The sequence below is a fragment of the Nocardia speluncae NBRC 108251 genome, assembly GCF_001613245.1.
GTDB lineage: Bacteria > Actinomycetota > Actinomycetes > Mycobacteriales > Mycobacteriaceae > Nocardia > Nocardia speluncae.
Map to the genome: position 1 here is coordinate 88072 of NZ_BDBZ01000016.1, position 23473 is coordinate 111544.

Annotated in this window: 20 protein-coding genes and 1 tRNA gene; 5 read left to right on the forward strand and 16 right to left on the reverse strand. The window is 66.8% G+C overall.

The genetic code is table 11. The features are described 5' to 3' along the window. Nucleotides 1–12: 12 nt before the first annotated feature. From NS6_RS16920 to NS6_RS16955, 8 genes are all read right to left on the reverse strand, one after another. Nucleotides 13–537, reverse strand: a complete 525-nt coding sequence (locus tag NS6_RS16920; RefSeq protein WP_210746932.1) for a VOC family protein — start codon at nucleotides 535–537, stop codon at nucleotides 13–15. A gap of 88 nt (nucleotides 538–625) precedes the next feature. After that, nucleotides 626–1543: a ribonuclease Z gene (locus NS6_RS16925; protein WP_068042909.1), complete on the reverse strand. Its 918-nt coding sequence runs from the start codon at nucleotides 1541–1543 to the stop codon at nucleotides 626–628. A gap of 150 nt (nucleotides 1544–1693) precedes the next feature. Continuing rightward, the gene (locus NS6_RS16930; protein WP_157112800.1) at nucleotides 1694–2914 is read right to left on the reverse strand and encodes a phage holin family protein; all 1221 of its coding nucleotides are present in this window, start codon (nucleotides 2912–2914) and stop codon (nucleotides 1694–1696) included. 59 nt (nucleotides 2915–2973) lie between these two features. Continuing rightward, nucleotides 2974–3219, reverse strand: coding sequence for a hypothetical protein (locus NS6_RS16935; RefSeq protein WP_068042912.1), 246 nt, complete (start codon nucleotides 3217–3219; stop codon nucleotides 2974–2976). A 235-nt stretch (nucleotides 3220–3454) separates the two neighbouring features. After that, nucleotides 3455–4435, reverse strand: coding sequence for a ribose-phosphate diphosphokinase (locus NS6_RS16940; protein ID WP_068042913.1), 981 nt, complete (start codon nucleotides 4433–4435; stop codon nucleotides 3455–3457). Next, entirely contained in the window at nucleotides 4435–5922 is a 1488-nt protein-coding gene (glmU, locus tag NS6_RS16945; protein ID WP_068042915.1) for a bifunctional UDP-N-acetylglucosamine diphosphorylase/glucosamine-1-phosphate N-acetyltransferase GlmU, read from the reverse strand. Before glmU ends, NS6_RS16940 begins: the two co-directional genes overlap by 1 nt. A 232-nt stretch (nucleotides 5923–6154) precedes the next feature. Continuing rightward, nucleotides 6155–6724 (reverse strand): chymotrypsin family serine protease, encoded by a 570-nt coding sequence (locus tag NS6_RS16950; RefSeq protein WP_068042917.1) that lies wholly within the window; start codon nucleotides 6722–6724, stop codon nucleotides 6155–6157. Nucleotides 6725–6960: 236 nt separating this feature from the next. Continuing rightward, nucleotides 6961–7031: transfer RNA gene (locus NS6_RS16955), tRNA-Gln, on the reverse strand. Between the two features lie 327 nt (nucleotides 7032–7358). Here NS6_RS16955 and NS6_RS16960 point away from each other — a divergent pair. The 5 genes from NS6_RS16960 to NS6_RS16980 all read left to right on the forward strand — a co-directional run bounded on the left by NS6_RS16960 (nucleotide 7359) and on the right by NS6_RS16980 (nucleotide 14013). Continuing rightward, on the forward strand, nucleotides 7359–8021 hold the full coding sequence (locus NS6_RS16960) for a TetR/AcrR family transcriptional regulator (RefSeq protein ID WP_068043022.1): 663 nt from the start codon (nucleotides 7359–7361) through the stop codon (nucleotides 8019–8021). Nucleotides 8022–8183: 162 nt separating this feature from the next. Beyond that, entirely contained in the window at nucleotides 8184–8831 is a 648-nt protein-coding gene (locus tag NS6_RS16965) for a TetR family transcriptional regulator (protein ID WP_068042919.1), read from the forward strand. A gap of 241 nt (nucleotides 8832–9072) precedes the next feature. Then, nucleotides 9073–12687, forward strand: a complete 3615-nt coding sequence (mfd, locus tag NS6_RS16970; RefSeq protein WP_068042922.1) for a transcription-repair coupling factor — start codon at nucleotides 9073–9075, stop codon at nucleotides 12685–12687. Between the two features lie 179 nt (nucleotides 12688–12866). After that, nucleotides 12867–13523 carry a nucleoside triphosphate pyrophosphohydrolase gene (locus NS6_RS16975; protein ID WP_245669393.1) on the forward strand — a complete coding sequence of 219 codons (657 nt, stop codon included), beginning with the start codon at nucleotides 12867–12869 and terminating at the stop codon, nucleotides 13521–13523. Nucleotides 13524–13533: 10 nt separating this feature from the next. Beyond that, a complete protein-coding gene (locus NS6_RS16980; protein ID WP_068042923.1) occupies nucleotides 13534–14013 on the forward strand; it encodes a hypothetical protein in 480 nt (159 codons plus the stop codon). A gap of 22 nt (nucleotides 14014–14035) precedes the next feature. On the opposite strand, the gene NS6_RS16985 is transcribed toward NS6_RS16980, so the two are convergent. From NS6_RS16985 to NS6_RS17020, 8 genes are all read right to left on the reverse strand, one after another. Further along, on the reverse strand, nucleotides 14036–15421 hold the full coding sequence (locus tag NS6_RS16985; RefSeq protein WP_068042924.1) for an NAD-dependent succinate-semialdehyde dehydrogenase: 1386 nt from the start codon (nucleotides 15419–15421) through the stop codon (nucleotides 14036–14038). Nucleotides 15422–15612: 191 nt separating this feature from the next. Continuing rightward, the gene (locus tag NS6_RS16990) at nucleotides 15613–16188 is read right to left on the reverse strand and encodes a TerD family protein (RefSeq protein ID WP_068042925.1); all 576 of its coding nucleotides are present in this window, start codon (nucleotides 16186–16188) and stop codon (nucleotides 15613–15615) included. Between the two features lie 69 nt (nucleotides 16189–16257). Beyond that, entirely contained in the window at nucleotides 16258–16740 is a 483-nt protein-coding gene (locus NS6_RS16995) for a pyridoxamine 5'-phosphate oxidase family protein (RefSeq protein WP_068042927.1), read from the reverse strand. A gap of 315 nt (nucleotides 16741–17055) precedes the next feature. After that, on the reverse strand, nucleotides 17056–18405 hold the full coding sequence (locus NS6_RS17000) for an MATE family efflux transporter (RefSeq protein ID WP_068043027.1): 1350 nt from the start codon (nucleotides 18403–18405) through the stop codon (nucleotides 17056–17058). Nucleotides 18406–18503: 98 nt separating this feature from the next. Continuing rightward, nucleotides 18504–19646: a PLP-dependent cysteine synthase family protein gene (locus NS6_RS17005; protein WP_084471127.1), complete on the reverse strand. Its 1143-nt coding sequence runs from the start codon at nucleotides 19644–19646 to the stop codon at nucleotides 18504–18506. Between the two features lie 80 nt (nucleotides 19647–19726). Next, entirely contained in the window at nucleotides 19727–21103 is a 1377-nt protein-coding gene (locus NS6_RS17010; protein WP_084471128.1) for an alanine racemase, read from the reverse strand. Continuing rightward, the gene (locus tag NS6_RS17015; RefSeq protein WP_068042929.1) at nucleotides 21094–22104 is read right to left on the reverse strand and encodes an ornithine cyclodeaminase; all 1011 of its coding nucleotides are present in this window, start codon (nucleotides 22102–22104) and stop codon (nucleotides 21094–21096) included. The genes NS6_RS17010 and NS6_RS17015 overlap by 10 nt, the downstream gene beginning before the upstream one ends. Continuing rightward, nucleotides 22076–23254 carry a TauD/TfdA family dioxygenase gene (locus NS6_RS17020; RefSeq protein WP_084471129.1) on the reverse strand — a complete coding sequence of 393 codons (1179 nt, stop codon included), beginning with the start codon at nucleotides 23252–23254 and terminating at the stop codon, nucleotides 22076–22078. The genes NS6_RS17015 and NS6_RS17020 overlap by 29 nt, the downstream gene beginning before the upstream one ends. Between the last annotated feature and the right edge of the window lie 219 nt (nucleotides 23255–23473).

The window sequence follows — 23473 nt, forward strand, 5'->3', positions numbered from 1 at the left end:
GCTCGGCGGCTGTTACCGGGGCGGGCGCAGTTCCCGCATCGCCCGGCAGATGGTCGCGTGAACCGTCGACTCTCCGGTCTCCGCGTCGGGATCCCAGGACGGTTCGGGCGCCCCCTCGATCGCCGGCCCGAACAACCACCACACATTGCTCCACGGATCGATGAATCGCGCCAGCGAAGCCGCACCGTAGAACGGCGTCGTCTCGGTGATCACCTGCGCCCCATGAGCTTTCGCCCGCCGCAAAACCTCGTCGCAGCCGGTGACATTCACCTGCAGCAGCGCGGGAGTGAACACCCAGTCGGGTTTGGAATCCGCAATCATCAGGCACGAATCACCGATCCGCACCTCGGCGTGGATCAGCAGCCCATCGGTATCGTCGGCATGCGCCTCCGGCGTCTCCCGGCCGTCGAAGACGTCGCCGAGGAATTCGATGAATCCCCGCGCCCCACCGGGTCCCTTGACGACTGCAAAGGGGTTGACGCTGCCGTATCCATTGCCGAGTCCTGAAGCAGGCGTGATCAGAGGTGATGTGGTCATGCCGAGAGCATCGCACCGCTTCCGGCCGATTCCTGTCCGCTATCGGTGTGCGCCCGCGTCGCTTTGCCCTGCCCCATAGCCCGGCCGGTCAGCGGCGAGGCGGCAACGGGATACGGGCGAGGTCGGTGGCGATCACGATCTTCCCGGCGAATTCGCGCCGCGCTTCGGCGAGGTGATCCTCCAGAGTGCGGTAGCGCTGGGAGAAATGGGTCAGCACCAAGGTTCCTACCCCGGCTTCTGCCGCGATGCGGGCCGCCTGGCCGGCGGTGAGATGGCCGTGCTCGGCGGCCAGGTGCGCGTCGTCGCCGCGGAAGGTTGCCTCGATGACGAGCATGTCGGCACCGGCAGCGAGTTCGCCGGCCGCCGGGCAGATACGAGTGTCCATCACGAACGCGAAGCTCTGACCGCGGCGGATCGTGCTGACGTCCGACAACCGGACGGTGCGGCCCTGCCAGGTGATTGCGCCCTCCCGCTGTAGCCTGCCGACGAGCGGACCGGAAAGCCCCAGGTCGGCAAGCCGGTCGGGCAGGATGGCGCGGTAATCGGGTTCGGTGACCCGGTAGCCGAATGCCTCGACCGGATGGTCGAGCCGGGCGGCCGTGAGTCGAAAGGGCGCACCGATGGCCGGCAGCGGACCCGGTTCGGTGATCGGGTGCGACCGGAGTTCAACGGTGCGGTGGTAAGCGGTGGCGTCGCACAGGTTGTCGAAATAGCGCCGGCCCGACGCCGGATAGTAGGCGTCGATCGGGTGCGGGACACGGTCCAGGTTGATCCGCTGCATCACTCCGGCCAGCCCGAGACTGTGATCACCGTGGAAGTGGGTTATCGCGATGCGGGTCAGGTCGGTCGCGGAGATCCCGGCGCGGATCATCTGCCGCTGCGTGCCCTCACCCGGGTCGAACAGGATCGCTTCGCCGCCCCACCGCAGCACATAGCCGTTGTGGTTACGCTGCGCAGTCGGCACTTGGCTGGCGGTGCCCAGAACCACCAGCTCCCGCTGCGACATCTACGCGCTCCGCTTCTCGGTCGCCGGCCGGTGGTGAATCTCGATTGGCATAGGCCGACCCTATCCGGGCACCAGCTCAGGCGCCGATACTCCTGTAGACGCACGAAGGCGCGCCCACCGGAACCCGGCGAGCCCGTCCGTCCAGGAGTCCTATCCCGCGGATTCGATGGGGACCACGTCCATTCCGGAGAGCGCCAACGCCAGGACCATTCCGATGATCAGGCATACGCCGGCCGCGATGGCTGCCCATTTCCCGAGGGATTCACCGCGAATATGCCCGATCACGCCGAGTGCTATACCGGCGAGGCCGAACACGAGCGGACAGAACAGCAGAGAGACCGCGGCGCAGACGAAACCGATGATGGACAGGACCTGCGGTCCGGAGCGTTCCGGCTCCTGGGTGGCGCCATAGGGCTGGTACTGCTGCTGCGGATAGGCGGGATAGCCGCCCGGTTGTCCGCTGCCCCAGCCCTGCTGCCCGCCCCAGCCGGGCTGCCCGGGTTGTTCCTGACCCCAAGGCTGCTGTCCGGGTTGGTCGGTACCCCAGCCCTGTTGCCCGGGTTGTTCCTGACCCCAAGGCTGCTGACCGGGTTGATGGGCACCCCAGCCGGCCTGGCCGCCACTCCAGCCCTGTTGGCCGGGCTGCCCGGCACCCCAGCCTTGCTGTCCGGGCCGGTCGGCGCCCTGGCCGGGTTGCTCACCGGGCGGGGGGCCCCAACCGGAGCGATCTCCCGGCTGGTCGGGTCGGCTGCCGTATGCGCCCGGCGGCGGATAGGGAGTGCCGCCGGCCTGGGGATAACCGGGCTGACCAGGTGACTGAGGCTGCCAGGCCTGGCCCGGCTCCCGCTCCTCGGGCTGCGCGGACCACGCCTGCGGTGGGACCTCGCCCATCGGCCGGTGGCCCGGCTGCTGTTCGGGCGAACCCGGCTGCCACCCGTGGGTGTAGGCCGCGGTTCCTTTGTCCACCGGCGGTGCCGCGGAGCCGGGTTCACCTGGATGCTCGGACTGTCCGGGCAACATTCGGGTGGGATTGTCGTCGGCGGGGCTGCTCACCCCGGGCGCGGGGCTCTCCGGTCCGGACTCGGTGCCGGTGCGGCCCGACTCGCGGTGCAGGATCTTCGGGAGATATTCGGTGGGTGGGTCGTCGGCAGATCTCGGCGTTGGTTCGTCCGGAGTTTCAGGAGGCCGGCTGCTGGACTCTTGCTCGCCGGGGCGGGGTGCGCCGGTCTCCGGGTCCCTGTCCACGGGCGGCTCGCCGCGCTGTGGTGCCGGCCCATCGTGAGAGTGCGGTGGCTGGTCGTGGGGGTGTGGCGTCTCGCCGGAGTCTCGTGGCGTCTCGCCGGGATTGCGCGGGTCCTGCGGTGTGCTCATCACGTCTCCTCGGTCGTCTCGTCGAGGGCTCGTAGTCGGTACCGCGGTGTTGGGGCGTGTCAGTCTTCGGGTTCGTCCTCGATATGGATGGCGGCGACCTCGGCGGGGCGGTTATCCGCGCCGGAGCGGTCACGGCGGCCCGATTCCTCGGCCAGCTCTTCTGTGATGCCCAGCCGGTCGTCGTCGCTTTCCCGGTCGCGGATTCGCAGGTCGTTCGGCGGGTCCTCGATATTGCGTTCATAGGCGCGGACCTCGTCCAACTGGTCGTCGTCGCCCATATCGGGCTCTCGTGGTTCGCGATCCATACCACCCAGTATGCGCTGCTGCGAGGCTACGTCGAGAGACCGCGACCAGTCATGGCGAGCCATCCGCAGGGATGGGACGCGCCGACCCGAAGCGCACGATGCGATCACCGGCAGGACCGTGCGGCTCGAAGGATGAATGGGGGGCGACTGCTCCCGAGTACGGCCGCGGGGTGGGCCCCCGCAGAAATGCGACAACCCCGGACCGGGCGGCGGTCCGGGGTTCTCGTCACAGATTTCAGGCGTTGCCGTTGAACAGCCCGGTCACCGAACCGTTCTCGAACACCTCGCGGATCGTGCGAGCCAGCAGCGGCGCGATGGACAGCACCGTGAGCTGCGGGAACTTCTTGTCCTCGGTGATCGGCAGGGTATTGGTGACCACTACCTCCTTGGCGCCGCAGGAGGCCAGCCGCTCGGCGGCGGGGGCGCTCAGCACGCCGTGCGTCGCGGCGATCACCACATCGCCGGCGCCGGCTTCCTTCAGCACATTCACCGCGCCGGCGATGGTGCCGCCGGTGTCGATCATATCGTCGATCAGGATGCAGGTTCGGCCCTCGACCTCACCGACCACGCGGTTGGACTTCACCTGGTTGGGAACCAGCGGATCGCGGGTTTTGTGAATGAACGCCAGCGGCGCCCCGTCCAGCGAATCCGCCCATTTCTCCGCCACCCGGACACGGCCGGAATCGGGGGAGACGACCGTGATGTTGTTCAGGCTGTAGTTGTTGCGGATGTGCTCCGCGAGTTGCAGCTGGGCGTGCATATGGTCGACGGGGCCGTCGAAGAAGCCCTGGATCTGATCGGTGTGCAGGTCGACCGTCACGATGCGGTCGGCACCGGCGGTCTTGAGCAGATCGGCCACGAGCCGGGCGGAGATCGGTTCGCGGCCGCGGTGCTTCTTGTCCTGGCGGGCGTAGGGGTAGAACGGCAGGATGGCGGTGATCCGCTTCGCCGAACCGCGCTTGAGCGCGTCGATCATGATGAGCTGCTCCATCAGCCACTGGTTCAGCGGCCCCGGGAAGCTCTGCAATACGAAGGCGTCGGAACCGCGTACCGACTCTTCGAAACGGACGAAGATTTCCCCGTTCGCGAAATCACGCGCGATCTGCGGGGTGACCTCGACGTCCAATTCCTTGGCCACCTGCTCGGCCAGTTCTGGGTGCGACCGTCCGGCGAAGAGCATCAGGTTCTTCTGGTTGTCGATCCATGACGCGGTCACTACTGGTTGCCATCCTTAAGCTTTGTTGCCCGATCCGGTAAATCATCGGCCGCGAGTGCCTTCGCCGCCGCATTCGCTGCAGCAGTACCTGGACGTTTCCGCTGCACCCAGTTTTCGATATTGCGCTGAGTACCCCCGGACACGGCAAGCGCGCCCGGCGGGACGTCTTCCCGCAGCACAGTACCCGCTCCGGTATACGCTCCGTCACCCACGGTCACCGGTGCGACGAACATCGTATCGCTGCCGGTGCGGACATGGGAACCGACGACCGTACGGTGCTTGTCTACCCCGTCGTAGTTCACGAAAACACTGGATGCTCCGATGTTGCTGTGCTCACCGATGGTGGCATCGCCGATATAGGTGAGATGCGGAACCTTGGTGTGCCTGCCGATATCGACATTCTTGGTCTCGACGAATGCGCCGATTTTGCCCGATTCGCCCAGAACGGTGCCCGGTCGCAGAAAACTGAACGGTCCTACGGTCGCATTCGCGTCGACTTTCGCGCCTTCGCCGTGTGTGCGGATCACCCGGGCGGCGTCACCGATGATCGAATTGGTGAGCGTGGTGTCCGGGCCGATTTCCGCGTCCTCGCCGATCACCGTCGTCCCCAGCAATTGGACCCCGGGGCGGAGGACGGTATCGCGGCCGATCCGGACATCGGTATCGATCCATGTGGACGCCGGGTCGACGATCGTCACCCCGGCCCGCATATGGCGTTCCACGATGTAGCGGTTGAGCGTGCGCGCCGCCGCGGCCAGCTGAACCCGGTCGTTGACACCGGTGACCTTGGCCGAATCCACCAGCCGGGCGCCCTGCACGGGATAGCCGGCCTCACGGGCGAGTTTCAGGACATCGGTCAGATACAGCTCGTGCTGCGCATTGGCGGTGGACAACCGGCCGAGCATGGTGCGCAGGACAGCGACATCGAAGGCGTATACACCGGAGTTCACCTCGGTGATGGCGGCCTGCTCCGGTGTCGCGTCGGCGTGCTCGACGATCTCGGCGACCTCGCCGTCGGCATCGCGGACGATGCGTCCGTAACCGTTCGGGTCGTCCGGAACGAAGGTGAGGACGGTGACCGCGGGCCGGTCGGGATAGCTGCGATGCTCGTCGAGCAGCGCGGAGAGGGTGTGGCCGTCCAGCAGCGGAACATCGCCGGAGGTGACGATCACGTCGCCGGTGAACTCGGCGGGCAGCCCCGTGAGGCCCACCTGCACGGCGTGCCCGGTGCCGAGCTGCTGTTCCTGCACGGCCGTGACGTTGGTGCGGCCGAGTTCGCGCGCCACACCCGCCGCCTCGGCACCGACCTGTTCCCGGTCGTGCCCGACAACGGTCACCAGATGGTGCGGATCGATGGTGTGCGCGGCGTACAGCGCATGCGCCAGCATGCTGCGCCCGGCCAGCGGATGCAGCACCTTGGGCTTCTTCGACCGCATTCTCGTACCGGCACCTGCGGCTAGCACGATGACGGCGGTCTGCTCCTGCATGAATCTCCCTCGGGCCGACGATGGTCGTCGTGCACGCGAGTTGCTCCGTCGCCAGGACTCGAACCTGCCCAGGTCGGATCGGGGCCGGGCGATGGGATTTCGTCGGGATTTCCCAGGCATACGAAGAGGCCGCTCGATGACGGCCTCTTGTCGCGCTGCACGGGGGATGAGCGTATCAGCCTTGGCGGGGGCCGGGCCCCATGATCTCGGCGTCGACGGGCCGGGCGCAGTGTCACTGCAGAGAAAACCCCGGCGGCAGGCTGGAGTATTGGATATTCGAACTGGTGATCCCGACGAGGGTCGCGGTGCCGTCGCCGTTCGGCCGGTACACCGGCCCGCCGGAGTCGCCCAGTCGAATGCCCGTGTATCCGTCACAGCGTGTCCCGCTCCGCTGCCCCCACCTGCACAGGACCCCGCCGGGCGTCCCTCGGCCGGTCAGTCGCTCACCGCTCGGGAGGGTGTTGTGGGTCGGGGTGCCGGGCAGTAAGGGGATCATGGCCCAGTCGACGTCGGGTAGCCGGATCACTCCGAACAGCCCGAGTGTGCAGTGCCCGGCGGTGAGTGCGACCGGCTGTCCCTCCGCGTACCCGGTCGCGGTGATCGAACACAGACCGAGTGATGAGCCCGGCCCCACGGCGACCAGTGATGAGCCCGACCCGGCAGAGCCCGGCCAGGCAGAGCCGGACCACGCTGAGCCCGGGTCTACAGCGGACTGTGCCGAGGCCTGCCCGGTGGCGAGGGTGGCGGTGGCGAGGGCGGCGGCGACGGCGATCAAAGGTAGTGCCTGCGGTGTCTTGGGCATGGCATTCCTAAGGCGGAAGACGGTCGAGTTGCGGCGAGCCCGATAGCCCCGGTCAACATTGCGAGGTTGCGGCGGACATGAATATGCACCTGTCGCCCGGTGGAAGACCACTCGACACGCGGCGCTATCGACCAGCTTCTGTGAGTGATGGGATTTTGATGGGATTTGGGGGTAATCCGGGGCCCGATTTGGCCTCTCTGGGAGGGGTGTATCCCCAGCTAGATCGCTATTTCTTGCTCCGCCGCCAGGACTCGAACCTGAACTATCTGAACCAAAATCAGAGGTGCTGCCATTACACCACGGCGGACTGTCACACCGGTGGGTCGTCGGTCACCCGCCGCTGTGCCCAGGCACGGCAACGATAATCGCATGCCACCCCGGTTTTCGTCGAACCGTGGCCGCCGGTGACCCGCCGGGCGGGCGCACAGCATGCCCGCGTGACCCACGTCGCGGCAGGTCTGAGACAGTTGGTCTCGATGGTTTTGGTCGCTGGCCCGGATCCGGCCGTATCGGCGACCCCGGTAACCAGGGAGGCGGGAACGTGTCGTCGGGAGAGCCGCGAACGGTCGGGGAGTCATCGGCCGGTGGGGGTGCGAAAGAGATCGCCGAGCAGGTTCCACCGGCCCGGCAGCGGATGACCGGTACTCAGCGGCGCCGGCAGTTGATCGAGATCGGGCGGGCACTGTTCGCCGAACGAGGATACGACGCCACTTCCATCGAGGAGATCGCGTTGCGTGCCCAGGTCTCCAAACCCGTCGTCTACGAGCATTTCGGCGGTAAAGAAGGCCTGTACGCGGTGGTTGTCGACCGTGAGATGTCGATGTTGCTCGACATGATCACTTCCTCGCTCACCAACAACAGATCCCGGGTGCGCCTCGAACAGGTGGCGCTCGCGCTGCTCACCTATATAGAGCAGCGCACCGACGGCTTCCGCATCCTGGTGCGCGATCAGCCCGTCTCCTCGACCGACGGCCGGTACTCGAGCCTGCTGAACGAGGCGGTCAGCCAGGTCGCGCACCTGCTGGCCGGAGATTTCGATCGCCGCGGTTTCGACACCAGCCTGGCGGGCCTGTACGCGCAGGCGCTGGTCGGGATGGTGGCCACCACCGCCACCTGGTGGCTGGACGTGCGCAGCCCGTCCAAGGAAGTGGTGGCTGCGCACCTGGTCAATCTGTGCTGGAACGGGCTCAGCCACCTCGAGGCCGATCCGCAGCTGAGCTCGGAATGGCCCGGCGTCCCGGAGTCGCGCCCGGCGAACTCGCCCGGCGGGCAGGACAGTTCGGGCAACCATGCGTGAACGGCCCGCGAAATCCGGCGGTCCCTCGAATCGAGAGCCGTACCGCGAGCGGATGGTACGGTTCACGCATCCTTTGGGTGCTGTTCGGGCGGTAAGTCGGTCTACTTCGACAATGTCGGTCTACTTCAGGATGGCTGGTTATTGGGATGACAGGCGGAGCTGATGGCTAGGCAAGCGCGCGCGGAGATAACCCGCGATTCCGTCCTGGCGGGCGCTGCCGATGTCTTTCTGCGCTTGGGCTACGCCAATGCGAGCCTCAGCGAGATCATCGCGCAGTCGAATGTGACCAAGGGCGCCTTGTATTTTCACTTCGGGTCCAAGGAAGAATTGGCCCGCGCCGTGGTCGACCAGGGGCAGGAGCGGCTCACTGCCTCCTGTAAAGGTTTCTTCGACTCCCGGGTACCGGCCCTGGAAGCGGCGATCGGTATCACCTACGTGGTGGCAGATCTGTCGATGAACGATCCGATGGTCGGCGCGATGCTCAAACTGACCCATCAGATCGGCGACTACCGCGGCGCCAACGGCGACAATATCGCCAAAATGTGGGGCGAGACGTACCGGACGCTCGCCGAGAAGGCGATCACGCAGGGAGATCTGCTCCCCGATCTCGACCCGGAATCGATCGGCCTGCTGCTGTACGGACTCACCACCGGTATTCATATCGTCGCGGTCGGCACCGAATCGATGGACCAGATGGCGTCGCGTATGGAGCGGGCCTGGTATTTCCTGATCCCGTCGATCGTGCCGGACGACAAGACCTCCTACTTCCGCGAGTTCGCCGCCCGCCGCCTCCGCCGCTACGTACCGTAGTATCGGGGCGTCGTGCGTGGGGTTCGGCCTACGGGCAAAACCTCTGAGCGCCTCGCTGACCTGGGCGCCGCTGCTGGACTGGGTCAGCGTGGTCCGATCCGGACAAGACCGGCTCGACCCCGTTTCAGGTATCCGTGTGGCCCACATCAATGGAACGAGACCAAGGGGGGCCCCGAACCTGCGGCGCCGGAGGCGGCGCAATATAGACAGAATCGCCTTCGTTCGCGGTCAGGAGAGAATAATGTCTGCCCCTCGTCCACCACTGGCGGGACTGGCTTCGGCAGCCGGTGCCGATGCCGCGTTGCAGACCGTTTCCGGGATGCTCGGCCGGTCGCCGGTCGAGTTGGTGGCGCCGAGCGCGGCGCGGTCTTTCGTCGCGGCCACCGTTGCCGTCGACCGGCCGGTTGTCGTGGTCACCGCGACCGGTCGCGAGGCCGATGATCTGACCCTCGAGCTCACCGAGATGCTGGGGCCCGCGGTTGCGCAGTTCCCGTCCTGGGAGACCCTGCCCCATGAGCGGCTGTCGCCGGGCGCCGATACTGTCGGGCGCCGGCTGGAAGTGCTGCGCCGGCTGTCCCATCCGGAAGATCCGGTGTATCCGGAGCCGTTGCGTGTCGTAGTGACCACGGTGCGTTCCCTGATGCAGCCGATGGCAGCCGGCCTGGGCGATATCGAACCGATCGTGCTGCGGATCGGCGCCGAGGCCGATTTCGACGAATTGGTCGCGCGGCTGGTCGAATTCGCCTACACCCGGGTGGACATGGTCGGTAAGCGCGGGGAGTTCGCGGTGCGCGGCGGCATCCTCGATCTTTTCCCGCCTACCGCGGATCATCCGGTGCGCGTGGAGTTCTGGGGCGACGAGATCACCGAGTTGCGTGCGTTCTCGGTGGCCGACCAGCGGTCGCTCGGGGAGGATTCGCTGCCCGCCGTGGTGGCATCGCCGTGCCGGGAGCTGCTGCTCACGGCCGCGGTGCGGGAGCGGGCGGCGGCGGTTGCGGCGGCGAATACGGCGGATGCCGCGCTCGTGGAGATGCTGGACAAACTGGGCGAGGGCATCCCCGTCGAGGGCATGGAGGCGTTGCTGCCGGTGCTGCAACCGGGTGAGTTGCAACTGCTCACCGAACAGTTGCCCGGCGGCACCCACCTGCTGGTTTGCGATCCGGAGAAGGTCCGCACCCGCGCCGCCGACCTGATGCGCACCGGCGAGGAGTTCCTGGAGGCGTCGTGGACGGCGGCCTCGTTCGGGGCAGATGCTCCGATGGGCGCACACGGCCTGGATCTGGCGGCGTCGGCGTATCGCCCGCTGACCAGGATCCGTGACAGCGCCGAAGACCGGGAACTGCCCTGGTGGACGTTGAGCCCACTGGCGACCGGTGATCCGGCGGAGATACAGCTGCCGGTGCAGAGCGGGCCCACCGCCCGCGGTTCCGACGAATTGGTGGCGACGATCTTCGCGTCGCTGCGCGCCCATGTCACGACCGGTGGGCGGGCGGTGGTGGTGCTGGCCGGTCACGGCACGGCCCAGCGCACGCTGGAGCGCCTCGGTGAGGCGGAGGTGCCCGCCGCGCAGCTGGAGGCCGGTGCGGAACCGGCGCCCGGCGTGGTGGGTGTGCTGTGCGGTTCACTGCACGACGGCGTGATCTTCGGCGACGCCGGTCTGGTGGTGGTCGCCGAATCCGATCTCACCGGTAACCGGGTGACGGCGCCGGGCGACGGGAAGCGGCTTCCCGCCAAACGCCGCAACCAGGTTGACCCGCTGGCGTTGAATGCCGGTGACATGGTGGTGCACGACCAGCACGGTATCGGCCGTTTCGTGGAAATGATCGAACGTACCGTCGGCGGTGCGCGGCGCGAATACCTGGTGATCGAGTACGCGCCGAGTAAACGCGGCCAGCCGGGTGACCGGCTGTTCGTGCCGATGGAATCGCTGGACCAACTGTCCCGGTATGTCGGCGGGGAGATGCCCAGCCTGTCGAAACTGGGCGGCGCGGACTGGGCGAACACCAAGCGCAAGGCCCGTAAGGCGGTCCGCGAGATCGCGGGCGAACTGGTGCAGCTGTACGCCGCCCGCCAGGCCGCGCCCGGCCACGCCTTCGGTCCGGACACGCCGTGGCAGCGGGAGATGGAGGACGCGTTCGTCTTCACCGAAACCGTGGACCAGCTCACCGCCATTTCCGATGTGAAATCGGATATGGAGAAACCGGTGCCGATGGACCGGGTGGTCTGCGGTGACGTCGGGTACGGCAAGACCGAGATCGCGGTGCGGGCGGCATTCAAGGCGGTGCAGGACGGTAAACAGGTGGTCGTCCTGGTGCCGACCACCTTGCTCGCCCAGCAGCATCTGCAGACCTTCACCGAGCGGCTCGCCGGGTTCCCGGTCACTGTGAAGGGCCTGTCCCGGTTCACCGATCCCGCGGAATCCCGCGAAGTGCTCGCCGGGATGGCCGAGGGCGAGGTCGATATCGTCGTCGGCACCCACCGGCTGCTGCAGACCGGTGTGCGCTGGAAGAATCTCGGCCTGGTGATCGTCGACGAGGAACAGCGCTTCGGTGTGGAACACAAAGAGCACATCAAAGCCCTGCGCACCCATGTGGACGTACTCACCATGTCGGCCACCCCGATCCCGCGCACGCTGGAGATGAGCCTGGCCGGTATCCGGGAGATGTCGACCATCCTCACCCCGCCCGAGGAACGGCATCCTGTGCTCACCTATGTCGGCGGGTACAACGACAAGCAGGTCACCGCCGCCATCCGGCGTGAGCTGCTGCGCGACGGCCAGGTGTTCTATGTGCACAACCGGGTGTCGTCCATCGAGAAGGCCGCCCGCCGGATCCGGGAACTGGTTCCGGAGGCCCGCGTGGTGGTGGCGCACGGGCAGATGAACGAGGACATCCTGGAACGCACCGTCCAAGGGTTCTGGCAGCGCGAATACGACGTACTGGTGTGCACCACGATCATCGAGACCGGCCTCGACATCTCCAACGCCAATACGCTGATCGTCGAACGCGCCGACACCCTCGGCCTCTCCCAGCTGCACCAGTTGCGCGGCCGCGTGGGGCGCAGCCGGGAACGCGGATACGCCTATTTTCTGTACCCGGCGGAGAAACCGCTCACCGAAACCGCCTACGACCGTCTCGCTACCATCGCCCAGAACTCCGACCTCGGCGCCGGTATGGCGGTCGCCATGAAGGATCTCGAGATCCGCGGCGCCGGTAACGTACTCGGTGCCGAACAGTCCGGGCATGTGGCCGGTGTCGGGTTCGACCTGTACGTGCGGCTGGTGGGGGAGGCCGTGGAGGCCTATCGGGCGGCCGCCGACGGGAAACCGATCACCACCGAGGAAACCAAAGAGGTCCGCATCGACCTGCCGGTGGACGCGCACATCCCGCCCGACTACATCGCCAGCGACCGCCTGCGCCTGGAGGCGTACCGGAAACTGGCCGCCGCCCACGATGATCCGGCGCTGGCCGCGGTGGTCGAGGAACTCGTCGACCGCTACGGCCCGCTGCCGGTGGAAGTCGGCCGCCTGGTTTCGGTGGCCAAACTGCGGCTGCTCGCCCGCGAATACGGGGTCGCCGAAATCGCGGTCACCGGTACCACGGTCAAGATTTCCCCCCTCTCGCTGCCCGATTCCAAACAGATGCGGCTCAAGCGGATCTACCCCAGCGCCGGCTACCGCGCCGCCAGCGGGGTGGTGCAGCTGCCGCTGCCGCGTATCCAGGACAGTGTGGGCGCCGACCGGCTCCGTGACGTCGCTCTGCTGCAATACCTCGCGGACCTGCTGCTCGCCCTCGACGGTAAAGCCGCCGGTGCGGTGGATCTCACCGTCGCAACCGAGGTGTCACCGGCGCGATGACCTCCGATCAGCCCACCCGGGACCCCGAAACCGGGCAACCTACCGCCGCTCGGAGGCAGGACGGGGCGGGAGAATCCGGGTCGACGGAACCCGGGTCCCGCCCGGCCCGGCCCGCGCCGAGCGTTCTCGAGGCGGAAACGGCAAGTGTGGCAGCCGGGCTGACCGAGGCGGTCGAGGTGATGGACCGGTTGTGGCGGTTCGGCGGGTGGGAGGTCACCCAGACCCACGATTCGCTGCGTCCCTATCTCCTCGAGGAGACCTATGAACTCCTCGATGCCATCCAGCAGGACGACCCCGGCACAATCCGCGAGGAACTGGGCGATCTGCTGCTGCAGGTGCTGTTCCATTCCAGGATCGCCGAGGCGGCCGGGGAATTCACCATCGACGATGTCGCCGCCGCCTTGGTCGCTAAACTGGTGAACCGCAGCCCCCACCTCTCGGATCCGGCGGCGCCCGGTTTCGACCCGCACGCATCGGTGACCGAGAAGGTCGCCGCGCAGGAAAAAGCCTGGGAGGAACGTAAAACCGCGGAGAAGGCGCGCCGTTCGTGTCTGGACGGTATCGCGATGGCCCAACCCGCGCTGGCGCTGGCGGAGAAAATCCGGTCCCGCAGTGCCCAGGCCGGGCTACCGGACGATCTGATCCCCGACGAGCTGCGCGTCGTTCGCCTGGGGGGCGCGCAGAACGCGGAAGAGCAGTTGCGCAAAACCACCCTGGAATTCGCCGCGACCATCCGCCGAGCCGAAGACTCCGCCGAAGCGGCCCGCGGCGCCCGCCTACCCCTGAACGCCGGCGACTGGCACAGGTTCTGGCCCGCCGGCACCCGATACCGCTAGCGTCGCCCGGTTGCCGGGCGCGATCGCACTGGAGTTGCGCTCGGCGGACGCGGACAAGGTATGGAGCGATATCGGATTACGGCGCTCCGGCCGAGTGCTCTATCCTGATGTCGGAGTTGAATTGGGGGGATTGCATATGAATCCAGAGTTGCCGCAGGCGCAACCGGGATACCGGCCGCCGCCGCTTCAGGTGCGCAGCGATCGGGAGGTGCTGACGCCGAATCAGCGGATCGTATTTTTTGCTGCCCACTTGTTCACCTATTTCGGCTGGTTGATCGCGGCAGCGGTGATCGGTTACACCAGCTGGCGTTCGGATTTCCGGACCTGGGTTTCTGCTGATTCGGAATATCGCGGCGACTCGCCGTCACTGGCCATGTATACGGCAGGGGCGGTTGCGTTTATCGCCGCGGTGACGGTACCGCTGATCCTGATACTGATTGTGATCAAGAACAAGCTGCGAACCTATATGCTGGAGCGGCCGTTCCGCTGAAGCCGGTAATCCGGTTCCGGGATTATTTCCGGTCGCTGGGCGAGATGCGGCGGAGTTTTGTATTGACGAATTCGCCCAAGCCCCAACGTCCCAGTTCGCGGCCGTAACCGGAGCGGTTCACACCCCCGAACGGCAGGCCGGGCAACGTGGTTCCGTGTTCGTTGATATAAGCCATCCCGACATCGAGGCCGTCGGCTATAGGCGCGGCGCGGGAGGTATCGGTACTCCACACCGACCCGCTGAGCCCGAAATCGACATCGTTGGCCAATGCCAGTGCGTCCTCGGCCGAGGACACCTTGTAGACCATCGCCACCGGCCCGAACAGTTCGTCGGAATAGGCGTCCATCTCCGGGGTGATCCCGGTGAGCACCGCGGGCTCGAGAAACGCGCCGGTGCCGTTGCGGGCAGAACCGCCGGTATGCAACGTCGCACCCTGCCGCACGGCCGTATTGATCTGGTCGGCGACGGTGTCACGCGCTGATTTCGACGATAGGGGGCCCACCTCGGTGTCGGGTTCCGCCGGGTCGCCGACGACGGTGCGCTGGAACTCCTCCACCAAACCGGCGACGAAGTCGTCGTAGAGGTCGTCGAGCACGATGAATCGTTTCGGCGAGTTGCAGGCCTGGCCGGCGTTGGACAGGCGTGCCCGCGCAGCGATCCGGACCGTTTCGGACATATCGGCGGTGTCGAGCAGAATGAACGGATCCGAGCCACCGAGTTCGAGCACGGATTTCTTCAGATTCTTACCGGCTTCCGCCGCGACCGATGAGCCGGCGCGTTCGCTACCGGTCAGCGAAATGCCCTGAATCGCAGGATGCCGCAGCAATTGTGCGACCTGGTCATTGGTCGCATAGACATTGATATAGGCGTTCTCCGGAACGGCGGCATCGTGCAGAATCTCCGCCATGAGTTTCGACGAGGCCCCGCATATATGGGCGTGTTTGAGAATTATCGAATTTCCCAGCAGCAGGTTCGGTGCGGTGAATCGCGCGACCTGGTAATAGGGATAGTTCCAGGGCATGACGCCGATCAGTGGGCCGATCGGTAGTTTCTGGACCAGCGACTCCTGTGCCCCCTGGGGGTCGAGTTGCTCGGTGGTGAGCAGGTCGGGGCCGTGCTCGGCATACCAGCGATAGATATCCGCTGCGAGCTGCACCTCACCCGCCGCCTGGGACTTCGGCTTACCCATCTCGGTGGTGATGGCGGCGGCCAGTTCGGCAGCTCGTTGCTCGTATATCGCCGCCGTCCGCGCCAATGCCGCGGCACGCTCCGCCACCGGTGTATGCCGCCAGGTCTGGAATCCTTCGGCGGATCGGTCGGCTATATCGGATACCTGGTCGTCGGTCAGTTCTGGAAACTCGTGCTCGGTGATACCGGTCGTCGGGTTGGTCGTGACATACGCACTCATCTCGAAACCTCCGGGCTACGGTGCGGTGTAGGTGCCCGTCCGGGTGCACACGTTGTGGTTCCTTCGCGGGCACTGCTCGCGGTACCCCACGCGTGGGTGGCGAAACCTGTCCGGCTCTGCCAGGTGAGAGCTGCGCCGGTTCTCGGCGGCGTGGGGCGCCGAGACCGGTTCAGCGTCTCACCGAGAAGGACTCAGACATTCACTCCGTAGTCGCGGGCGATCCCCGCGAGACCCGACGCGTACCCCTGACCGATCGCCCGGAACTTCCATTCACCCGCACGGCGGTACAGCTCGCCGAACACCATGGCGGTTTCGGAGGAGGCATCCTCGGACAGGTCGTAGCGGGCCAGTTCCGCCCCGGTGTTCAGATCGACGACGCGGATATAGGCGTTGCGGATCTGGCCGAAGGATTGCCCGCGCTGGTCGGCGTCGTGGATGGAAACCGGGAAGAAGATATTGGTGATCGTCTCCGGCGTATTGGCCAGGTCGACATTGATCACCTCGTCGTCGCCGTCGCCCGCACCGGTGAGGTTATCGCCGGTGTGTTCGATAGTGCCCTCCGGGGAACGGAGGTTGTTGTAGAAGACGAAATGCTGGTCCGAGAGGACCTTCATGCTCGGGCCGGTGGCCAGGGCGCTGGCGTCGAGGTCGTGATCGGCGCCCATGGTGGTGCGCACATCCCAGCCGAGTCCGACAGCGATTTTGGTCAGGTTGGGGGCCTGTTTGGACAGCGAGACGTTGCCGCCCTTGGCCAAGGTGACGCTCATGATCTCCTCCCCGCGACGCCTGGGCGCCGGATGTTGATTGTCCGGGACCGCCGCAGCGGTGATCCGGCCTCAGACCAGTTCTTCGTTCTCCGCCCACGATTTCAGTGTCGCCACCCGATGTTGCAGGGCGTGTAGTTCGCCGTCGTCCAGGACGGTGCGCTGAATACCTTGCACGACCGCGAAAGCCGACTGCCGGTGATCGTCGATGACGTCCACATCGAGGCGGACCGCCACATAGTCGTCCGCGCCGGGCATCTCCTCGGCGATGACCTTGGCCGACCCGCGGGCGCATAACGCCACGTTGTTCCCGCCGAGGATCAGCAGTGCCACCTGCGGCCGCTCGCGCAGCCGGGCCAGGGAACCGCGATCGAACTTGAGACTCAGCAGAATTCGCCGATCACCGGCGCGGACCGGCCAGGACACCGGGATCGCGTGCGGCGCCGGGTCGGTGGTGACCAGGACGGCGATCGTTTCACGCGGCCATTCCGGCAGCGCCTCCAGCTCGGGATGATCGGTTGCCGACTGTTCGACTCGGCTGACTCCGGCTGCCATATCGTCCCCTCCTGGATCGACGTGGTTCGGCGGGGGTGTGCCGTACCACGCCCCAGTCTAGAGGGCGGCCCGGACACGTGCGGGGGAAGTTCCGCCCCGGGCCCGCGACAGAGCGGCATCATCGGCGAACAAATCCAGGCGGCGAAAGGTAAGGGTAGCTTCGGAACCGGGACGCTACGCGTTGTCCTCGCAGGTGTTGTCACGCCGGCGGCGCCGGCGTTGTACCGACACGGCTGTCGGTTCGACCTCGGCGGCAGCGTGGATACTCGCCCATCACGCACGCCGCCACTTCTTCCGCGAATTCGGAGAGGCGACCTAACTCACGGTTTCCCGGTGGTGCGCAACCACCAGCGCGTCGTGCTCGTAGAGCAGGGCGAAGTACTTGCGCAGCATCAAGGCGGCGGTAGCGGCGAGGCCCGCGGTCAGTCCCCACCACACTCCCGCAGCGCCCAGTCCGGCAGGGAAAGCCAGCACAACCGCGGTGGGCAGGCCGACGAACCAGTAGCCGACCACCGATAACCGGAACCCCGCCTTCGTCGCCTGTAGCCCGCGCAACAGTCCGGTCCCGATGTTCTGGGCCGCGTCGAAGAACTGCAGCACGATACCTATCAGCAGCAGCGAACGCGCCACTTCGAGGGTTGCCGAATCGCCGAGGTCGAGGAACGGGCGCAACACCAGTTGCGGGACAAAGACATAGGCCAGGCCGGTGACCAGCGCGATCACCCCGGCGCACCGCAGTGCCAGCCAGGCCAAGCCGCGGGCGTGCGCGATTTCGTCGCGCGCCACACTGTGACTGACCAGGATCGATGCGCCGTGCGAGATACCGATGGCTACCTGGAAGACGATGTAGATCACCTGGTAGACGACGTTGTGCGCGGCCAGCGCGGCCGGCCCCAGCGAGCCCATGACGAGGGCGAGTACCGAGAACATCCCCGCTTCGGAGCCGTAGGTCAATGCGATCGGCGTACCGAGCCGCAGTTCGGCGCGTATCGTCGCCGGGCGCACCGGCCACGGGCGAAGCGGCAGGGTACGGCCCAATTGCGGGTCGCGGCGCACCATGGCCCAGAAGGCCACGAACATGAGCAGGAAGACCAGTGAGCTCGCGACCCCCACACCGGTGAGGCCGAGCGCGGGCAGCCCGGCCCAGCCGTGGATCAAACTCAGCGCCAGCACCAGATTGACCGCGATGGAACCGAGGGTCACGACCAACAGGGCTTGTGGGCGCTGCATACCGACCGTGTATTGGCGCAGCACCTGGAACCACAGGCACGGCAACAGGCCGGGAGCCAGGGCGACCATCAGTGGCCGGGCCTGCTCGAGCACACCGGCGTCCTGGCCGAGCCATTGCAATGACCAGCCCAGACCGATGAGGAGCGCGCCGCCGAGTAATCCGGCGACCGTTGCGATCAGGAAACTCGACCGCACCACATCGCGGATCTCCGGGTCGGGATCGGTGCCCCGTTTCCCGGCGGCGCCCACGGCCGCGGCGATCTGGTTACCGCTGCCGGTGATCAACCCGACGCACATGGTCCGGATCTGGTTGAACAGCACCAGCGCCAGCCCACCGGCCGCCACGGCCTGCACACCGAGACTGCCCATCAGGGCGATATTGGTAGTGGAAACCGCGACCTGAGCGAGCTGGGTCAGGGCGATCGGGGTGGCCAGGGCGGCGAGCCGCCGGAAATCCGGGGCGGCGGGCCGCCGGAGGTCAGGGCCGGCCGGCCGGCGGCCGTCGGGGCGATATCGCGAGAGTGGTGTCCTGATCACCGGGCCCGCACCATGGTGTCCGAATCCTCCGTATCGTCGTGCTCGTCGTGGGTGTGCTCGTCCGGCCGTGCGGCAGCGGAATCTCCGGTGCCGGAATCGCCGCGCACGGTCGCGTTCACCGGTTGTGTACCACGGCCCGCGGGAGCATAACGGGTCAACAGCGCGTGCACCTCGTGTTCGGCGGCGGTGTCGAGCAGATCGTGTTCGGCCATCCATTCGTCGTCGAATACCGTGTCGAGGTATTTCTCGCCGCCGTCGCACACGATGGTGACGACGGTGGAACCGGCAGGGAACTCGTCGAGCCTGGTCAGCCCCGCATGCACGGAGCCGCCCGCCGAACCGCCCAACATCAGGCCGAGTTGCCGTGATACCGCTCGGCAGGTGGCGAAAGCATCCCGGTCCGAGACCTTGACCCCCTCGTCGAGCAGGTCGTAGTCGACGGCCGTGCCGATGGTCGCGCCGGGCGGGGTGCCGGTGCCCGATTGCCAGTAGGGCCCGCCGGGGCCGCCGAACGCGATCGAACCGACCGGTTCCACCCCGATGACGCGCGGTACACAGCCCAGCTGCCGTAATCGGGTGGCCGTACCGAATAGCGAACCGCCGGTGCCGACCGCGGAGAGCAGGATATCCACCCGGTCCACCTCGGCCAGTAACTCCTCGGCCACCGCGTAATAGCCCACCGAGTTGGCATCGTTGTTGTGCTGTTCGGTGAAATACGCGTCGGGTAGCCCGGCCGCCATGGCTTCGGCGTGATCTTCGCGGGCGGAGGTGGCCAATGTGTCGTCATTGTCGTCGGCGACGAAAACCAGATCAGCACCCATTGCCCGCATTGCCCGTAGTTTGTCCCTGCTCGCGTGATGGTCGACCACCGCGGTGAACCGGTAGCCGCGTTCGGCGGCCACCACCGCCAGGCCGAGCCCGGTATTTCCGGACGTGGATTCGATGATATGCCCGCCCGCGCCCAGAAAACCCCGGCGTTCCGCGTCCAGAACCATTTCCCGAGCCATCCGAATCTTGGCGGCACCCGTCGGATTGAATTGTTCGAGTTTGAGCAGTAGGCGGCTACCGGATGGGGTGGTCGCCAGTTCGAAGAGCGGGGTGCGGCCGATCAGGTCCGTCACGCGGGTGACGAGGGGCATGGCAAAACTCCTGGACGTCGATAACAGTCGGTGCGAAGGGCTTGGGCCGGCGGCCGTGCCGTCCGGATCGGAGAAGGATGTCAGGATCGATCGAGAGCCCAGCGGAACCGGCCGTCCGGTGCATGCGAAAGCACCACCTTCGGCGGAATGGGTAATTCGTGGAAGGGTGATTCGTTGGAATCCATCTGGTACCCGGCGGTATTCGGGTAGATCAGCAGATCGCCGGTTTCCGCGGCGCGCGGCAGCGGGATCCGCCGCCAGCTGAGCATGTCGGATTCGAGGCAGGTCGCGGCGCCGACGACCGTGGGGGTGGGCGTTCCGGCAGCGGCGGGCCACAGCACCGGGTCGGGCAGGTATTCGCTGTCGAACCACTGTTCCGACAGGCTCAGGCTGGAACCGTCCACCGTCAGCACTCGGTACGGCTGCCCGTGCTCGTGGCGTGTCTTGTTGCCCTGGACGCGGAACACGGTGCTGCCCGCGCGGTCGAGCAACGCCCGGCCCGGTTCGACCGCCAGCGTGGTGCCGGTCTGCCGGAGCCGCCGGGCCAGGTCGTCACGTTCCAGAATCGCGGCCAGCATGGCCGGGCCGGCTTCGGGAAAGGAATACGGATAATACGATTCGAAGGCTTTTCCGGAATGGAACCACCGGCGGTTGGCTTCGTCGCGGAACGCGGACCAGTGTTCGGCGGGTACGTAATCCACCCCGAAGCCGCCGCCGACGGAAATAACGGTGGCCGGATGGCCCTGCGCCCGCGCGGAATGAATACGATCCAGCAACTGAACCGCCAATTCGGCACGGGGAACCGGGTCGTATCCGGACAGATGAAAACTGAAGCCCTGGAGTGTGATCGACGGGAATTCGGCGGCCGCAGCGACCGCCTGGCCGAGTTCGTCCGCCGCCATTCCGAACCGGCTGGCCGAAGCGGCAGGCAGCGCCCGCAGCAATATCCGTACCGGGATATCCAGGGCGGAGAGACGTTTCAACTCGTCCACGCTGTCCACGGCGATCAGGCATCCGTGCCGGGCAGCGAGCCAATGCAATTCATCGGCCTTCTCCGGCCCGGTCACCAGCAGATCCGCACCGCGGACGCCCTGCGCCAGTGCGGCGACGAGCTCGCCGGTACTGGATACGTCGACCCCCGCGCCCGCGGTCGCGCAGGCTCGGGCGACGCATGCCGCCTTGTTCGCCTTCTTCCCGTAGAAGACCGTCCCGGGAACTCCGGTGGCGGCGAAAACCCGCTGGAATCCCCGGATGTTGTCGACCACCCGGGCCGGATACATCATGTGGAAGGGCCCGCCGACAGCGAATGCGATATCTGCCAGCAGATGCGGATCCGCGAGCACCTGCTCCTCCCAGGGGTCACGGTGAGCGGGCAGTGGTGCGGCCACTGTGCCCGCATGCTCACCGCGGGAACCGGGGCCGGCTCCTGCGGGCGCGCCGGCTCCGGTCAATCCCATAGCGCGACCTCCGTGCCCCGTCCCTCGGCGATGGCCCGTTCGGCCAGTGCGTGGGCCACCGCGATATCGGTGAGCACCAGACCGCTGTTGTAGACGAAGATCCGTTCGTCGGCGTGCCGGCGGGCGACGGCCCGCCGGCTCAGGATCTGCGGCAGTTCGGCGTCCACCGGGCGCAGCGCACCGGTTTCGTCGGCCATATCGGTGCCGGTCAAGGCCATTTGCTCGGCGCTGGTGGCGATCACCCGGTCGGCGCCGCTCAGGGTGGAAGGGGCGAGACCGTAACCCACCAGGACCACCACCGCGCCCGGTTTCAGGTGCTCGGATTCGATCGCGACCTCGGTGCCCGGCCCGGCCGTGGCCAGTACGACATCCGCCGTCCGTGCCGCCGCGTAGGGGTCGGCCACCGTTTCCAGCAGCGCATGGGGCGCATACTCGGTGAGCTGGCGGTGGACCGCTTCGATGCCCTCGGGGTGGGTGCCGTAGAGCATCAGTTTGCGCAGTTGCGGATTGGCGGCCAGCAGATGCGGTAGCGCGTTACGCCCCTGGGTCCCCGTGCCGATCAACAGTACCGAATCCGCTTCCCGGCTCAGTGTTTCCCGCACGAGCAGCGCGGATACCGCCGGGGTGCGCAGGGCACCCACCCGGGCGCAGTCCATCATGGCGATGGGGGCGCCGGTGGTGTCGTCGTAGAGCGTGATGGTGGTGAAGTAGCGCTTGGTGGTGCGGTCGTGGCCCGGGTCGAACTTGTACGACGACTTCATCGCGACCACCCGGCGCCGGCCGTCGCGGCCCAGCATGGCGTAGGCCACCGACCAGCCGTCCGGGTTGGCGACGCTGAGTTTGCGTGGGTTGTCCGAATCACCTGCGGCCAGGGCGATATAGGCCTCTTCCACAGCGCGGACCACCTCGGCCGGAGCCACCGGCACATCGGCCAGGTCGCTGCGGCTCAGGACGCGCAGTGGAGTTGCTCGGTCACGTGTGCCCAATGGATCCTCGATCATCTACTGCACCGTTCCGCTCATTGCGCACCTCCCGAGCCGGTGCCGCCTGTCGCGGTGGCGCCGGTGGAAAGGGTGCGACGATCTGCTGACCGTATCCATTCTCCCTGGATTCGGCTGCGCGGCGCGGGTGTTCGGGTAGCCGGATGTTCACTCGTTTGAGCCAGCGGTCGGTGCCGTCGTAGCGTGGAGTGAACGGTACCCGGCCGTGGACGGCGACATCGTTGTCGATCAGCAGCAGCTCACCGGGGCGTAACGCGGGCATGGCGCAGACCCGTTCGAGTTCGCGTTCCAGCTGCGCGTAGGCCTCCCGGAACTCCGGGCAGGCGTCGTCGAGGGGCGTGTAGGCCGGGTCGAAACGCAGTGTGAGCGAACCCGGGTCGTCTTCGTGTCCCGGTTCGCTCCACAGTGTCGGCACCGGGACGGCCTCGGCTCGTTCGAATGCCGATCCGTAGGAGACATCCGGCAGGATCGGCAGGGTGGGCGTGCGCAGTATGTCCTGATGTGGCCGCGTCAGCCGGACCCGGCGTATCGATGACACCGTCGTGCCGACCGATTCGGGGTTACGCAGGCAGGCCAGCATGAGCATATTGGCGCGCTGCGGGTGGAACGCATCCTCGGTATGTGGGCTGAGCAGGACGGTGCTGCTGGCGCCGGATTGTTCGAATTCGTGCCCCGCGGCGGGGACGATGTTGTTGACCAGCCGCCCGTCCTGCTGGCCGGCCCAGCCGAACGGTTCACCGGCGGCCGCGGCCAGCAGCAGCATGGCGATATCCAGTTCGAGCGAGCCGCGCGCCCGGCCGGGATCGGTACTCCACAGTGCCGCGGTCTGCCAATCCGGTGGCGTGGGCCCGATTTCGCTGTCGGACAGCGGTAGTCCGCGCACTATGCAGGCGCCGGCTGCGGTGGCCGGTGGGCGGAGGGTGGCGCGTACCGCCGCCGGCAGGTCACCGGCGTGGGTGCTGATTTGTGCCAGCAGGGCAGGGTCGGCGAGCGGTTCGGACGCGTTGACGGCGGAGTGAGTCGATGTGCGAGCTATCTCAGCGGCCAGGTCGCGTACCGCCTGTGCGGCGGTGCCGGGTAACTCACGGTGCTCGATATCGTCGATGTTGGGTGGGTGAAGCGCTTTACGTTCGGAGAGAACGCTTTTCACCAAAGTTTCCCTTCTCGGAATCGTGGATCGCGGTACCGGTGCGGACGAGTCGATGTGCGAAGTTAGTGCGTGGCCGCTGCGCTGGCAAGGCTTACCTAACTAAACTGTGTCATAGCGACCGTGTATAACGCGCTCGATGCGCAGGTGGGTGGGTGTATGGTCATCGGGTCTTGCGGCTGCGGTGAGACGCAGAACACGGTAAGGCTAGCCTGCCCTTGC